Below are 14,906 nucleotides of genomic sequence, written 5' to 3' on the forward strand. Positions count from 1 at the left end.
TCGGCGGACGGCGGCACGGGCGCCGCGCGAGGCGGTTCGGCAGGTGGCGGCGCTTCGGCCGGCATGCGCCGCGCCGCGTCCGCAAGCCCGTCGTCTGACGGATAAGCAAATGGATCGGGCGGCGCATCGGCCAGCGTCGGTTCCTGCAGCGTTGGTTCCTGATCTCGCGGCAGCGGCGCAGTGAAGCCGCCGGTGGGCAGTTCGGGTTCGCTGGCGCGACGGGTAGGAGAGGTCGGGGCGGTCGGGGCGGTGGACGGCGCGTTTTCGCCGTTGTCGAGCGGTAGCGGTGCGAGCTGCATGCTGTCCGCGTGATGACGCAGATGGCTATCGAGCGTGCTGCCGGACGCGGAGGCCCACGAGTCCCGCGCTTCGGCGCCGGGGTTTGTCTCAGGTGTGCCGGCCAGCGCCTCGATGGCCGACGCGGCGACCGGTCTGGCGGTGGAGAGGTCGCCGCCCCCGCTGACGTCGAACAGACTGCCCGAGGCGTCGAACACTTCCTGGCAATGTCCGCAGCGCACGAGGCCGCGGCGCTGCGCGAGCTGCGCCGGTTGCAGACGGAAGACGGTTTCGCAGAAGGGGCAACGCGTCGCCAGGAGCATATCGAGCCGTTGAGCCTGAGGCCGTTGGTTTGACAATACGCCTTATTCTAATGGCTTTCGCGGCGCGTTCCGGCGAGGCATACCCAGCCCTCGTGTTCGCGCCATACGCCGATATCGATCCAGCGCGCGTAGACCTGCGCGACTTCGTCCGCCTGGCGCGCGAGAATGCCCGACAGCGCGATGCACCCGCCCGGCTTCACCTTCGACGCGAGCATCGACGCCATCAATTTCAGCGGATTGGACAGGATATTGGCGACCACGACGTCGAACTCGCCGGCGGGACACGCGTCGGGCAAGCCGTAGGCGACCTCGGCGTGGTTGCGCTCGCTGTTGTGGCGCGCCGACTCGACCGCCTGCGGATCGATGTCGATGCCGGTCACCGGATTCGCGCCGCACTTCTTCGCGAGAATCGCCAAAATGCCGGAGCCGCAGCCGTAGTCGAGCACCGACTGGCCGGCCTTGACCGACTGCTCGATCCACTCCATGCACAGGCGCGTGGTCGGATGGCTGCCGGTGCCGAACGCGAGGCCCGGGTCCAGTTCGAGCACGAGCGCGTCGGGGTCCGGTGCGTCGTGCCAGGACGGCACGACCCAGATGCGCTCGCCGATCTGGATCGGATCGAACTGCGACTGCGTGAGCCGCACCCAATCCTGCTCCTCGACTTCGCGCACGCTGAACGACGGCGCCGCGTCGAGGCCGATTTCATTGGCCGCCGCGGTCAGCAGCACGGCCGGCTCGTGTTCCGGCGCGAGCAGCGCGATCACGCGCGAGCGCTGCCAGGCTGTGCGATCCGGCGTGAGACCGGGTTCGCCGAAGAGCGGCTGCTCGTCGGGCGTATCGGCGTCGGCGTCTTCGACCGAGACCGACAGCGCACCCAGGTCGAGCAGCGCGTCGGAGAGTTCCTCCGCGTGCTCGCGCGCCAGTTCGGCGACCAGTTCCCGATAGCTCATGACTTACGCTTCTTCCGGCGCGACCTGCTGACGCGCGGCCAACCGGTTTTCGAGGTAGTGAATGCTCGTGCCGCCTTCGACGAACTTCGCGTCGAGCATCAGTTCGCGGTGCAGCGGGATGTTGGTCTGAATGCCTTCGACCACCATTTCCGACAGCGCGATACGCATGCGCATGATCGCCTGCTCGCGCGTCGCGCCGTAGGCGATCAGCTTGCCGATCATCGAATCGTAGTTCGGCGGCACGAAATAACCGTTGTAGGCGTGCGAGTCGACGCGGATGCCGGGGCCGCCCGGCATGTGCCACGAGGTCAGGCGTCCCGGCGACGGCGTGAACTTGAACGGATCTTCGGCGTTGATGCGGCACTCGATCGCATGGCCGCGGAACTGGATGTCGCGCTGACGGAGCACGAGCTTCTCGCCGGCTGCGATGCGGATCTGCTCCTGCACGATGTCGACCCCGGTGATGAGCTCGGTGACCGGGTGCTCGACCTGCACGCGCGTGTTCATCTCGATGAAGTAGAACTCGCCGTTCTCGTACAGGAATTCGAAGGTGCCCGCGCCGAGGTAGCCCATCTTCTTGCAGGCGTCGGCGCAACGATCGCCGATCCGCTCGATCAGGCGGCGCGCGATGCCGGGCGCCGGCGCTTCCTCGATCACTTTCTGGTGGCGGCGCTGCATCGAGCAGTCGCGCTCGCCGAGCCACAGCGCGTTCCTGAACGAGTCCGACAGCACCTGGATTTCGATGTGCCGCGGGTTCTCGAGGAATTTCTCCATGTAGACCTGCGAGTTGCCGAACGCGCGGCCGGCTTCCTCGCGGGTCATGTTGACCGCGTTGACGAGCGCCGCTTCCGTGTGGACCACGCGCATGCCGCGCCCGCCGCCGCCGCCCGCCGCCTTGATGATGACCGGATAGCCGATCTGGCGGGCGATTTTCACGATCTCCTTCGGATCGTCCGGCAATGCGCCTTCCGAGCCCGGCACGCACGGCACGCCGGTCTTGATCATGGTCTGCTTGGCGGTGACCTTGTCGCCCATCATGCGGATCGTTTCCGGACGCGGGCCGATGAAGGTGAAGCCGGACTGCTCGACGCGCTCGGCGAAGTCGGCGTTCTCCGAGAGGAAGCCGTAGCCGGGGTGGATCGCTTCGGCGTCGGTGACTTCGGCCGCGCTGATGAGCGCGGGCATGTTCAGATAGCTCAGATTCGAAGGCGCCGGGCCGATGCAGACCGCCTCGTCGGCGAGCTTCACGTACTTGGCTTCCTTGTCGGCTTCCGAATAGACGACGACCGTCTTGACACCGAGCTCGCGGCAGGCGCGCTGGATACGGAGCGCGATCTCGCCGCGATTGGCAATGAGGATTTTTTCAAACATAGCGGGTTTTCGACTCATCAATGGGCGCCGGGTCGATCACGACGCCGGCTGCCGCAGAGGATCGGTCGCGCGCCTCGGAACGGGCGGCGCGCGGGCGGCGAATGGTGCGTGCCGCGTTAGCCGACCACGAACAGCGGTTGGCCGTATTCGACCGCCTGGCCGTTTTCGACGAGGATTTCCTTGACCACGCCGGACTTGTCCGATTCGATCTCGTTCAAGAGCTTCATCGCTTCGATGATGCAGATGGTCTGGCCTTCCTTGACCGTGTCGCCGACCTGCACGAACGGATCGGCGCCCGGCGACGGCGCGCGGTAGAACGTGCCGACCATCGGCGACGTCACGACGTGACCCTGCGGCGCGGCGGCTGCCGGTGCCGCCGCCGCGGCTGCCGTGGCGGCCGACGCTTCGCCCGCCGCGGCCGGTGCCGGCGGCGCGAATTGCGGAGCCGCGTACGAGGCGGACGGTTGCACGTAAACCGGCGGCGCATTCTTGACGATGCGGACCTTGCCTTCGCCCTCGGTTACTTCGAGTTCGGAGATGCCGGACTCCGAGACGAGGTCGATCAGAGTTTTGAGTTTACGTAGATCCATCAGGTTGCCCCTTTCAATGCGTAGTGTGCCGGCCCGTGCAAGCGCAGTAGCCGGCTCAAATTGGACGTGTTTGGATTCAGCCGCGCGGCGAGCCGGCCGCGAGCCGGTCGAGCGCGAATTCGAGTGCGTACAGATACCCCTTCCAGCCAAAGCCGTAAATCACGCTTTCAGCCAGGTCGGAGAAATACGAGTGATGCCTGAACGGTTCGCGGCGATGCACGTTCGACAGATGAATCTCGACGAACGGGATGCCGACCCCCGCCAGTGCGTCCCGAATCGCCACGCTCGTGTGCGTGTACGCGGCGGGATTGATCAGGATGAAATCGGTTTTTTCCGCACGGGCCGACTGGATGCGGTCGACCAGCGCGCCTTCGTGATTGCTCTGGAACGACGCCAGCTCGACGCCTGCGTCGGCCGCGCGGTCCGCCAGCGCCTGATCGATCTGCGGCAGGGTCACGTGACCGTAGACCTCGGATTCCCGGGTGCCGAGAAGGGTGAGGTTAGGTCCGTGCAGTACCAGCAGTCGCGTCATGGTCGCTTCTTTTTCCGTGGAATTGCGCGCACTTTAGCGCTGATTAGAGAAACTTGTCTAGTTTCGCGCGCGTACGGAGCGCTTGCCGGCGCGGCGCGTCACCGCGCGGCGGACTCATCTTCACTCAAATCCACGGGATTCTCGCGCATTTTTACTCGTTCCGCGCGAAATCGGGTACTAAAAGGCGGCAGCAAAAGAAACCGGGAATTTACAGCGTATCGAGCGTCTGACGGAGCGCCTTGGGGTCGATCTGTCCCAATTTTGTCGAGCGGATGTTGCCTTTTGCGTCGATCACGACGGTAAACGGCAAGCCGCCCGCGTTGTTGCCGAAGGCGCGCGCGAGGTCGGCGCCGCCGAAACCGGTCACGTAGATCGGATAGGCCACCTTGACCTTCTGCAGGAACGCCTCGATGTTCTTTTCCGAGTCGACGCCGAGGCCGACGAACTGGATGCCTTTCTTCTGGTACTCGCGCTGAATCTGCGACAGCTCGGGCATTTCCTCGACGCACGGCCCGCACCACGAGGCCCAGAAGTTGACGACGACCGGGTGCCCCTTGAGCAGGCTCAGCGACTGCGGCTTGCCGTCGACGCTCGTGACCGGCGCGGCCCACAGCTGCTCGACCGCGCTCCGAGTCGTGTCGGACTGCGCGCCGCCCTGCGCCGCGTACGCAACCTCGGCATCGCGATTGAACCAGTGATTGGCCAGCACTCCGCCGCCCGCGGCGACCAGCGCGACCACCGCGCTTGCCAGAATCCGTCTCGTGTTCATTGTCGCTCTGCTTTGTTTCAGTTCAGTTGGTGAAGGAGGTGATTGCGCCGTCGTCGAGCAGCGCCTGCACCGCCTGCAGATTGGCCCGTGCCGTGCGGCCGCGCGCATCGGCGCGCACCGCGCCGCGCAGATCGTCGGTTTCGTACAGCGCGACGTGGATGCCGACCGGCTCCGCGTCGCGCTCGTCCGGGGGGCGCCAGAGGAAGCTCAGCGTTTCGACGTAGCCGCGGCCCGCGAAATGCCGCGTTTCCGACACGTCGTACTGGACGTTCGCGTTCAGCAGATGAATCGCGACTTCCTTCGGGTTGTCGCAGAACACTTGCAGATGCACGTCCGAATGTTCGCCGGCCGTGCCGCCGAGCACCGCGCCGGTCAGATACGGATTGAACGGCGCGAGCCGCTCCATCCAGTCGACCGCGATCACGCGCAGCCGTCGCAGCAGCGCCGGCTGGCTGTCGCCCTGAAACAGCGATTGATACTCGCGGATTTCCGCTTCGATCTGATCGTTGTCCGGCAGCCATTCGCCGGCAACACGACTCTCGCCGACGACCTGCCGGGCCGCTTTGCGCTTCGCGGTGGCGTAGTCCAGACCGTCTTCGGCAATCATGCGGGCAGCCGCGATGGCGATTTCCTCGCGCACGCGCTGCGGATCGAAATGTGATTTGCGGACCATCCGTCCATGATACTAGATCGAGGTTGGCGACGCGGTTCGGCGGGGTGCGGCGAACCGGCTGCGCGAGCCGCGTCGGTTACAATAGGCGTCCTTTGCAGACGGTCGTTCCGGCCGTCCTGCGGCACTCCCATCCCTCGCAAAAAAACGCCCGCGCGGCACGACAGGCTTATGCACATCCACATCCTCGGCATCTGCGGCACCTTCATGGGCGGTCTCGCGGTGCTCGCGCGCAACGCGGGCCACACGGTGACCGGCTGCGATGCCGGCGTCTATCCGCCGATGAGCACGCAGCTCGAGGCGCAAGGCATCGGTCTGATCGAGGGTTACGACGCGGACCAGCTGAACGGCCTGAACGCGGACCTGTTCGTGATCGGCAACGTGGTCTCGCGCGGCAATCCGCTGATGGAAGCGATTCTCGACCGTGGCCTGCCGTACGTGTCCGGTCCGCAATGGCTCGGCGAGCACGTGCTGAACGGCAAGTGGGTGCTGGCGGTGGCCGGCACCCACGGCAAGACCACCACGAGTTCGATGCTGACCTGGCTGCTCGAAGACGCGGGCCTGAACCCCGGTTTCCTGATCGGCGGCGTGCCGCTCAATTTCGGCGTGTCGGCGCGGCTCACCGATTCGAGCTTCTTCGTGATAGAAGCCGACGAATACGACACCGCGTTCTTCGACAAACGCTCGAAGTTCGTCCATTACCGCCCCAAAACGGCGGTGCTGAACAATCTCGAATTCGATCACGCCGACATCTTCCCCGATCTCGCCGCGATCGAAACGCAGTTCCATCATCTGATCCGCACGGTGCCGGGCCTCGGGCGCGTCGTCACGAACGGCCGCGAGGACGCGCTCGAACGCGTGCTCACGCGCGGCTGCTGGAGCGAGGTCGAGCGCTTCGGCGTGCAGGGCGGCTGGGACATGCAGCCGGCCGAACAGGGCGTGCCCGTCGACGAGCGCTTCGCCGTCTATCACAACGGCGAGCGCGTCGGCGTGGTCGACTGGCAGGTGCAGGGCGAGCACAACCGCATGAACGCGCTGGCCGCGATCGCCGCCGCGCGCCACGTCGGTGTGCCGCCCGCGCAGGCCGCGAAGTCGCTGTCGGGCTTTCGCAACGTGAAGCGCCGCATGGAAGTGCGCGGCAGCGTCGACGGCGTGACCGTGTACGACGACTTCGCGCACCACCCGACCGCGATCGAGACGACGGTGGCCGGCTTGCGCGCGCGCGTCGGCCGCGACAACACGCGGATTCTCGCGGTGCTCGAACCGCGCTCGAACACGATGAAGCTCGGCGTCATGAAAGCGCAACTGCCGGCGAGTCTCGCCGACGCCGACCTCGTGTTCGGCTACGGCGCGCCGGCCGGCCGCGACGCGCTCGGCTGGAATCTAGGCGAAGCGCTCGCGCCGCTTGGCGGCAAGGCGCAGGCATTCGCCGATCTCGACGCGCTCGTCAAAGCGGTGGTTTACGCCGCGCGCCCCGGCGATCAGGTGCTCGTGATGAGCAACGGCGGCTTCGGCGGCGTGCATCAGAAGCTGCTCGACGGCCTTGCCGCGCGAGGCGCGGCGTGATTCTCTATCTGCACGGTTTCCGTTCGTCGCCGAATTCGTTCAAGGCGCGCGTCATGGCGGCGCGGCTTGCCGAGCTGGGCCGCAACGACGAATGGTGCTGTCCGATGCTGCCGGTGTCGCCGCTGGAAACGGTCGCGCTTGCCGAGTCGCTGGTGGCCGAGGCCCGCGCGAAGGGCACGATGGCATCCGCCGCGAAGCCGGTGACGGTGATCGGCAGCTCGCTCGGCGGCTATTTCGCCACGCACCTCGCCGAAAAGCACGGCTGGCCGGCCGTGCTGCTGAACCCGGCGGTCGTGCCGCAGCGCGATCTGAGCGCCTATCTCGGCGAGCAGCCGTTGTGGCACGGCGGCGGCAGCATCGTCGTCGAGCCGCATCATCTGGATGAGTTGCGTGCGCTCGGCATCACGTCGATCACGCGGCCCGAACGCTATTATTTGATGGCCGCCACCGGCGACGAGGTGCTCGACTACCGCGAAATGCTCGCGCACTATCCGGGCGCGCGCACAAAGCTGATCGAAGGCAGTGACCACGCGATCAGCGAGTTCGCGCAATACGTCGACGACGTGCTGGCGTTTTGCGACGCCCGCCACGTCGAGCCGCCGGCGCCGCGTGAGGCGGCCTGAATTGACCCCGCGGGCGCGCGTATCGCGCCGCGGACCACTACCACGAACACGTTGCCGTGCCGCGCACGCAGTGACCGATCGCAGAACGGGATCGGGCGCGCCGGCAGATGCAAGTCAGAACGAGAGTATTGAGTGAACGTTTTCTTCGAGGAATCGGGCAGTTTCAAGGCCGGCAGCGTGCTGTCGCGCCAGGGCGATGCGTTTCAGGTCGAGTTGCCGGGCGGGCGGCGCGCGAAGGTGCGCGCGAAGGACGTGCTGATCGAATTCGAGAAGCCGGCCGCGGCCGAATTGATGCAGCAGGCCGACGCGCTCGCGCAGGAGATCGATCTCGATTTCCTGTGGGAATGCGCGCCTGAGGACGAATTCCCGTTCGCGACGCTCGGCGCCGAGTATTTCGGCGAGAGCTTCGGCGCGGCCGAACGCGCGGCGCTCGTGCTGCGCATGCATGGCTCGCCGGTGTATTTCCGCCGCAAGGGCCGCGGCATGTATCAGCGCGCGCCGCAGGAGCAGTTGAAGATGGCGCTCGCGGGTCTCGAACGCAAGCGCCAGCAGGCGCTCGTGCAGGCACAGTACGAAGACGAGCTGAAGGAAGGCCGTCTGCCGGAAGCGTTTACCGGCAACAAGGCGCTTGCGCTGCTCACGAAGCCCGACAAGAACACGATCGAATACAAGGCGCTCGAAGGCGCCGCGGCCGCGCGCGGCATTTCGCAGGCGCGCCTGTTGCTCGAATGCGGCGCGATCGCTTCGCCGCGTGCGCTGCACGAAGCGAAATTCCTCTCCGAGTTTTTCCCGCACGGCACCGGTTTCCCGGCGGTCGCCGCCGCGAACGTGCCCGACGATCTGCCGCAGGCCGACGTCGAAGCGTTCTCGATCGACGACATCACGACCACCGAAATCGACGACGCGTTCTCGGTCGAGCATCTGGCCGACGGCCGCGTGCGCATCGGCGTGCACATCGCCGCGCCGGCGCTCGGCATCCAGCGCGGCGACGAGGTCGACGCGATCGCGCGCGCGCGGCTCTCCACCGTCTATATGCCCGGCGACAAGATCACGATGCTGCCCGACAGCGTGGTCGAAACTTTTACGCTCGGCGAGGGCGACTATCGGCCGGCGCTGTCGCTGTATGTGATCGTCAATCGCGAGACGCAGGAGATCGTCGCGAGCGAAACGCGCGCCGAGCGCGTGTTCGTGAAGAACAACCTGCGCCACAACACGCTCGACGAAGTCGTCACCGAAGAGGCACTGGCCGAAGGCGCGGGCGAGTATCCGCATAAGGACGACATCGCGGTGCTGTGGCCGTTCGCCCAGGCGCTGTTCGAAAAGCGCCAGGCCGCGCGCGCCGGCTATGGCTTGCGCCGCGAAGTGCAGCGCAATACCGATTTCAATTTCTACGTCGACGGCGAGCATGTCACGATCACGCCGCGCCGGCGCGGCTCGCCGCTCGACACGATCGTCGCCGAACTGGCGATTCTCGCGAACTCGTCGTGGGGCGCGTTCCTGCACGATCACGGCGTGCCGGGCATCTATCGCACGCAGCGCGCGTTCGGTGCGCCGAGCGGCCCGAAGCGCACGCGCATGCAGACCAACGCCGCGCCGCACGAAGGGCTCGGCGTCACGCAGTACGCGTGGAGCACCTCGCCGCTGCGCCGCTACGTCGACCTCGTGAACCAGTGGCAACTGATCGCCTGCGTACAGCACGGCGTGACCGCGAAGCTGGCCGCGCCATTCAAGCCGAAGGACGCCGATCTGTTCGCGGTCGTGCAGGGCTTCGACGACACTTACACCGCGTACGCCGATTACCAGCGCCGCATGGAGTACTTCTGGTGTCTGCGCTGGCTCAAGCAGGAGAATCGCAAACAGGTGGTGGCGTCGGTCGTGAAGGGCGATCTCGTGCGTCTCGAAGAAATTCCGCTGCTGCTGCATGTGCCGGGCCTCGGCGTGCATGCGCGCGGCACGCGTTTGCAGATGGAAGTCATGTCGATCGACGAGTTGACGATCGAAGCGTCGGTGCGTCTATTGCACGTGCTCGATGCGCCGACCGTGACGAGCGGCGCGGAAGCCGACGAAGCGGACGAGGGCGAGGAAGAACTGCTCGACGCCGCCGACGATAGCGCCGCAAGCGAAGCCGAAGCCGAAGCCGAAGCCGAAGCCGAAGCCGAAGCCGAAGCCGAAGCGGGGCTCCCGGACGACAACCCCAACGGCGAGTCCGCGTCGGCCGAGGCAAACGGCGACGAGAACAACAATGGCAGCAACAATGGAAGCGACGGCGCAGCCAACCCCACGGACGCCGAACAACACCTCACGGAGCCGGGACGATGAGCGGCAATCAGACGCGCGACCGCTACGCGGTCATCGGCAACCCTATCGGCCATAGCAAGTCGCCGTTCATCCACGGACGCTTCGCGGCGCAAACCGGCGAGCCGATCGACTACGGTCCTCTGCTCGCCCCGGTCGATGCGTTCGTGCCGCACGTGCGCACGTTCATCGAGGCGGGCGGGCGCGGTCTGAACGTGACCGTGCCGTTCAAGCTCGACGCGCATGCGTTCGCGACCACGCTATCGCCGCGCGCGGCGGCGTCCGGCGCCGTGAACACACTGCGCGTCGACGCGGATGGCATCTACGGCGACAACACCGACGGCTTCGGCCTCGTGCGCGACATCGAGGTCAATCTCGGCGTGCCGCTGAAGGGCGCGCGCATCCTGCTGCTCGGCGCGGGCGGCGCGGCGCGCGGCGTCGTGCTGCCGATGCTCGACCGCGCGCCGCACACGCTGACGATCGTCAATCGCACGGCGGAAAAGGCCGAGGCGCTGGTCGAGCAGTTCGCGCAGGCCGCGCGCGACGCGCACTGCAATCTGGCGGGCGGCAGCGCGCGCGCGATCGAAGCGGGCCAGTACGACGTGATCGTCAACGCGACGGCGGGCAGCCTCGACGCGTCGCTGCCCGAGTGCGACGAGCGCGCGTTCGGCAACGGCACGCTCGCCTACGACATGATGTACGGCGCGCATCCGACGGTCTTCATGGAGCACGCGGCGAAGCTCGGCGCGCGCGGCGCGGACGGTCTCGGCATGCTGGTCGAGCAGGCCGCCGAATCGTTTTACGTGTGGCGCGGCGTGCGTCCGGACGGCGCGCCGGTGCTCGCCGAATTGCGCGCGCTGCTGACGGCGTCGTCTCCCGCCTGAGCGCGATGACGGCGACGCGGCGCGTGAGCGGTTCGCGGGGCCAGTCCGGCCTGCTGCGCTGGCTCGCCTGGCTGATCGCAGTGTTTGCGATCGCCTGGCTCGCGACGCAGGCGTTCTACTTTGCGCAGATCGCGGTCTGGAACGTCGTCGATCCGCGTTCGACGGCCTTCATGCGCTCGGACGCGTGGCGTCTGTCGCAGGATCGGCCGGACCTCTCGGTGCAGCGCAGCTGGGTGCCGTACGAGCAGATTTCGCGCAATCTGAAGCGCGCGATCATCGCCTCCGAAGACGCGAACTTCGTCAACAACAACGGCTACGAAACCGACGCGATTCTGCAGGCGTGGGAGCGCAACAAGGCGAAGGGCCGCATCGTGCGCGGCGGCTCGACGATCACGCAGCAGCTCGCGCGCAACCTGTTTCTGTCGCGCGAGAAGAGTTACATCCGCAAGGGGCAGGAGCTCATCATCACGTGGATGCTCGAAACGCTGATGGACAAGCAGCGCATCTTCGAGATCTATCTGAATTCGGTCGAATGGGGCAACGGCGTGTATGGTGCCGAGGCCGCCGCGCAGTACTACTACAAGACCTCGGCGAGCAAGCTCACGGCCGCGCAGTCGGCGCGGCTCGCCGTGATGCTGCCGAATCCCCGATATTTCGACGAGCACCGCAATTCCGCCTATCTCGCGCAGCGCTCGCGCGTGATCGCGCGACGCATGGGCTCCGCCGAATTGCCCGAGTGAATCGCCGCGCGCCACTCGTGCGCGAGCGCCCCAAACCCTGTTTTCCCGCAGTCTGAAGCCCGCCGCGCGCGGGCTTTTTTGCGCCTGAAACCCACGCGTGCCAGGCATCGCTAAACACTTGATTGGCAACTAAAATCTCATTATTTGGACTCAACATTCACATATTGGTGATTCCAGAAAGTCGCCCTACAATCCAGCTCAACATGCACCGCGATCCGGAACGCTCAGCGCTCCGGCCACGCCGGTAGCAACAGCAAAAAACTGGAGACGAGGCTCACCATGCAAAGACCGCATCCTTGCGGCGTCGCAGGCATCCCTGCCGCGCACATCCCCGTCCTGTTCTCCAGTCCCGCGCGCTAAGCGCAACACCATCGAAAGCGAATCGCCATGAACAAAGCGATGCCTACCCACGCCGTCAACGTGTCCGAGGACGATCCCGCCGCGAGCGCCACGCCGCGCAAGGCCGACGCGGTCGGCGTTGCCGCCACCGCCAGCGTTGCCGCGAAAGCGTCGCGTCCCGTCGCGCGGCCGGGCACCGTCGACGGACTCGGGCTGCCCGTCACGCTGCTGGAGATCACGCCGCAGCAGGCCGGCACGCAGACGCTCCTGCGCGGGCTCGCGATTCTCGAAGCGGCCGCCGCCGGCGTGCGCGATCTGCGCAGCTTCGGCGCCGCGCTCGGCACGACGCGCAGCACCACGCACCGGCTCGTCAGCAGTCTCGTGCAGGCGCGCTATCTGCGGCAGGTGCAGGGCGGCTATCTGCTCGGGCCGAAGCTGATCGAGCTCGGCACGATCGCGCTCGAACAGATGCCGCTGACCGCCGTCGCGCGTCCGCATCTGGAATCGCTCGCCGAGCAGACGCTCGACACGATCCACCTCGGCGTGCGCGACGGCGACGACGTGCTGTACATCGACAAGATTCCCGGCACGCGCGGCCTCGAAATGCGCTCGCGCGTCGGCCATCGCATGCCGCTCGCGTCGACCGGCATCGGCAAGGCGATGATGCTCGACCTTGGCCCCGACGCGTGGCAGTCGCTGTTCGACGCGTCGCGCCGCGCGCTCGCGGGCGTCAGCTTCAAGCCCGACAACCGCCCCGACGCGCCGACCTTCCTGCAACGCATGACCCACTACGCGGCCGGCGGCTACACCTTCGATCTCGAAGAAAACGAAGCGGCGATCCGCTGCGTCGCGGCGCCGGTGCGCGACGCGTCGGGGGCGATCGTCGCGGCGCTGTCGGTGGCGAGCACGATTCCGTACATGCCGCTCGAACGCATGGACGAACTGATTCCGGTCGTGCAGCGCGAGGCGCGCGCGATCTCGGAAGAACTCGGTTGGCGCGCTCCGCAACCGGCAACCCGCAGGATCAAGCGATGACACGAGCGGGCACCGCCACCGTGGCGAACCACGAACGCGCCGTCGATAGCGGCATCGATAGCGGCGCCGACGCCATCGACTTCGCGCGCGCCGCGCTGATCGCGCTCGACTGGGGCACGACGTCGCTGCGTGCCTATCTGTACGACGCGCAGGGCCGCGTGCTGGCGACGCGCGCATCGACGGCCGGCATCATGAATCTGCCGCGCAGCGCGGCCGAAGGCGGCTTCGACGCTGCCTTCGACGATGCCTGCGGCGCCTGGCTCGCGCGTGCGAGCGGCGTGCCGGTGATCGCGGCGGGCATGGTCGGCAGCGCGCAAGGCTGGCTCGAAGCGCCGTACGTCGATACGCCCGCCAACGCCGACGCGCTCGTGGCCGGCATCGTCCGCGTGAAGGCGGACAATGGCGCGACGCTGCATATCGTGCCGGGCGTGTTGCAGCGCGGCGATCTGCCCAACGTGATGCGCGGCGAGGAGACGCAGATTGTCGGCGCGCTCAGCGAAGACGCGGGCGCCGCGAACGACGCGGCCGGCGATGTGGCTAACACCGTGGCCAACACCGCGGCCAACCCCGCTCGCTCGCTGATCGGCCTTCCCGGCACGCACGCGAAATGGGCGGTCGTGCAGGCGGGACGCATCGAGCACTTCCATACGTTCATGACGGGCGAGGTATTCGCCGCGCTGCGCGAGCACACGATCCTCGGCCGCACGATGGTGACGCCCGACCGTCCGGATACCGAAGCATTCCTGCGCGGCGTGAGCATCGCGCGCGAAAACGGCCAAGCCGGCCTGCTCGCGACCGTGTTCAGTACGCGCACGCTCGGCCTCACCGCTCAGTTGCCGAGCGAAGCGCAGCCCGACTATCTCTCGGGCCTGCTGATCGGGCACGAGCTGGCCGGCCTCGACGCGGTGCTCGCGCAGCAGCAGGATTCGCTCGCGCGCCAGAGTCTGCGGCTGATCGGCAACGAGGCGCTGTGCGAGCGCTATCGCCTCGCGCTCGCGCAATTCGGCTGTCAGCGGGCGCAACTGGTCAAACATGCAACCGAGCGCGGCCTGTGGCGCGTCGCGAGCGAGGCGGGGCTCGTCGATCCGTCCGCCCGCGCTTCAAGTGTATCGAGCGCAGGCTAACGGGACGACCGACCGGCGACGCGACCGCACATTCAACAAGGAACCGACATGCAACCCCACATCAACCTGCCCGCGCCGTACATGCCGCACGCGGGACTGATCGCCGCGTTCGAAGCCTGTCCGCTGATCGCGATCCTGCGCGGCGTGACGCCCGCCGATGCGGCCGATCACGGCCAGGCGCTCTACGAAGCCGGTTTTCGCATCGTCGAAGTGCCGCTCAATTCGCCGCAGCCGTTCGACAGCATCGCCGCGATCCGCAAGGCGCTGCCGGCCGATGCGATCGTCGGCGCGGGCACGGTGCTGCATCCGGTATTCGTCGACGAAGTCAAAAAGGCCGGCGGCGAACTCATCGTGATGCCGCATAGCGACCCCGAGGTCATCCTCGCCGCGAAGGCGCGGGGCCTCGCGTGCGCGCCCGGCGTCGCGACGCCGACCGAGGCGTTCATCGCGCTGAAAAACGGCGCGGACGTGCTGAAGATGTTCCCCGCCGAGACCTCGCACGCCATGTCGTGTCGGCCGTGCGCGGCGCGCCCGGCGGCGCGACGGCGACCGAGGAGTTCAACGCGTGGAAAAGGGGGGGGAGGTGCTGAGGATGTGCCCCGCGGAGCAGCTCGGCAGCCCTGTCGTGAAGGCCTGGCGCGCGGTGGTCGCGGCGCAGGTGCCGCTCGTGCCGGTCGGCGGCATCACGCCGGAAAACATGGAGCCGTTCCTGAGCGCGGGCGCGAACGGCTTCGGGCTCGGCTCGGCACTCTACAAGCCGGGCCAGAGCGCGGCCGTGACCGCCGCGCATGCGAAGGCGTACCTCAACGGCTTGCGGAG

General features: G+C 67.1%; 14 protein-coding genes and 2 pseudogenes. 9 read left to right on the forward strand and 7 right to left on the reverse strand.

Annotation, left to right across the window (positions count from 1 at the left end; all coding sequences use genetic code 11):
* From GXB81_RS28065 to GXB81_RS28095, 7 genes are all read right to left on the reverse strand, one after another.
* The coding region (locus GXB81_RS28065; protein WP_205990897.1) for a zinc-ribbon domain-containing protein at window positions 1-599 on the reverse strand (599 nt) is incomplete at its 3' end.
* A gap of 47 nt (window positions 600-646) precedes the next feature.
* Window positions 647-1,549 (reverse strand): 50S ribosomal protein L11 methyltransferase, encoded by a 903-nt coding sequence (gene prmA / locus GXB81_RS28070; RefSeq protein WP_205990898.1) that lies wholly within the window; start codon window positions 1,547-1,549, stop codon window positions 647-649.
* A gap of 3 nt (window positions 1,550-1,552) precedes the next feature.
* A complete protein-coding gene (gene accC / locus GXB81_RS28075) occupies window positions 1,553-2,920 on the reverse strand; it encodes an acetyl-CoA carboxylase biotin carboxylase subunit (RefSeq protein ID WP_205990899.1) in 1,368 nt (455 codons plus the stop codon).
* Between the two features lie 116 nt (window positions 2,921-3,036).
* Entirely contained in the window at window positions 3,037-3,510 is a 474-nt protein-coding gene (gene accB / locus GXB81_RS28080; protein WP_167048778.1) for an acetyl-CoA carboxylase biotin carboxyl carrier protein, read from the reverse strand.
* Between the two features lie 76 nt (window positions 3,511-3,586).
* Entirely contained in the window at window positions 3,587-4,042 is a 456-nt protein-coding gene (gene aroQ, locus GXB81_RS28085; RefSeq protein WP_167048780.1) for a type II 3-dehydroquinate dehydratase, read from the reverse strand.
* A gap of 208 nt (window positions 4,043-4,250) precedes the next feature.
* The gene (locus GXB81_RS28090) at window positions 4,251-4,811 is read right to left on the reverse strand and encodes a TlpA disulfide reductase family protein (protein ID WP_205990900.1); all 561 of its coding nucleotides are present in this window, start codon (window positions 4,809-4,811) and stop codon (window positions 4,251-4,253) included.
* 22 nt (window positions 4,812-4,833) lie between these two features.
* On the reverse strand, window positions 4,834-5,484 hold the full coding sequence (locus tag GXB81_RS28095; RefSeq protein WP_167048783.1) for a UDP-N-acetylmuramate--alanine ligase: 651 nt from the start codon (window positions 5,482-5,484) through the stop codon (window positions 4,834-4,836).
* 168 nt (window positions 5,485-5,652) lie between these two features.
* Here GXB81_RS28095 and mpl point away from each other — a divergent pair, with 168 nt between their 5' ends.
* The 9 genes and pseudogenes from mpl to GXB81_RS31650 form a co-directional block, all read left to right on the forward strand.
* Window positions 5,653-7,047, forward strand: a complete 1,395-nt coding sequence (gene mpl, locus GXB81_RS28100) for a UDP-N-acetylmuramate:L-alanyl-gamma-D-glutamyl-meso-diaminopimelate ligase (RefSeq protein ID WP_205990901.1) — start codon at window positions 5,653-5,655, stop codon at window positions 7,045-7,047.
* Complete coding sequence (locus GXB81_RS28105) at window positions 7,044-7,670, forward strand: YqiA/YcfP family alpha/beta fold hydrolase (RefSeq protein ID WP_205990902.1); 627 nt, start codon at window positions 7,044-7,046, stop codon at window positions 7,668-7,670. Before mpl ends, GXB81_RS28105 begins: the two co-directional genes overlap by 4 nt.
* A gap of 132 nt (window positions 7,671-7,802) precedes the next feature.
* The gene (locus tag GXB81_RS28110) at window positions 7,803-9,989 is read left to right on the forward strand and encodes an RNB domain-containing ribonuclease (RefSeq protein ID WP_205990903.1); all 2,187 of its coding nucleotides are present in this window, start codon (window positions 7,803-7,805) and stop codon (window positions 9,987-9,989) included.
* On the forward strand, window positions 9,986-10,849 hold the full coding sequence (aroE, locus tag GXB81_RS28115; protein WP_205990904.1) for a shikimate dehydrogenase: 864 nt from the start codon (window positions 9,986-9,988) through the stop codon (window positions 10,847-10,849). Before GXB81_RS28110 ends, aroE begins: the two co-directional genes overlap by 4 nt.
* Before the next feature lie 5 nt (window positions 10,850-10,854).
* Window positions 10,855-11,589, forward strand: coding sequence for a monofunctional biosynthetic peptidoglycan transglycosylase (mtgA, locus tag GXB81_RS28120; RefSeq protein WP_167048793.1), 735 nt, complete (start codon window positions 10,855-10,857; stop codon window positions 11,587-11,589).
* 387 nt (window positions 11,590-11,976) lie between these two features.
* Window positions 11,977-12,963 (forward strand): IclR family transcriptional regulator, encoded by a 987-nt coding sequence (locus GXB81_RS28125; RefSeq protein WP_167048795.1) that lies wholly within the window; start codon window positions 11,977-11,979, stop codon window positions 12,961-12,963.
* Window positions 12,960-14,087, forward strand: a complete 1,128-nt coding sequence (locus GXB81_RS28130) for a 2-dehydro-3-deoxygalactonokinase (protein ID WP_205990905.1) — start codon at window positions 12,960-12,962, stop codon at window positions 14,085-14,087. Before GXB81_RS28125 ends, GXB81_RS28130 begins: the two co-directional genes overlap by 4 nt.
* A gap of 48 nt (window positions 14,088-14,135) precedes the next feature.
* Window positions 14,136-14,579: pseudogene (locus GXB81_RS28135) on the forward strand (2-dehydro-3-deoxy-6-phosphogalactonate aldolase); the annotation flags it as partial.
* Between the two features lie 38 nt (window positions 14,580-14,617).
* A pseudogene (locus GXB81_RS31650) lies at window positions 14,618-14,906 on the forward strand (2-dehydro-3-deoxy-6-phosphogalactonate aldolase); the annotation flags it as partial.

The sequence above is a fragment of the Paraburkholderia sp. Ac-20336 genome (assembly GCF_017105025.1).
In the GTDB taxonomy this organism is placed as follows: Bacteria; Pseudomonadota; Gammaproteobacteria; order Burkholderiales; family Burkholderiaceae; genus Paraburkholderia.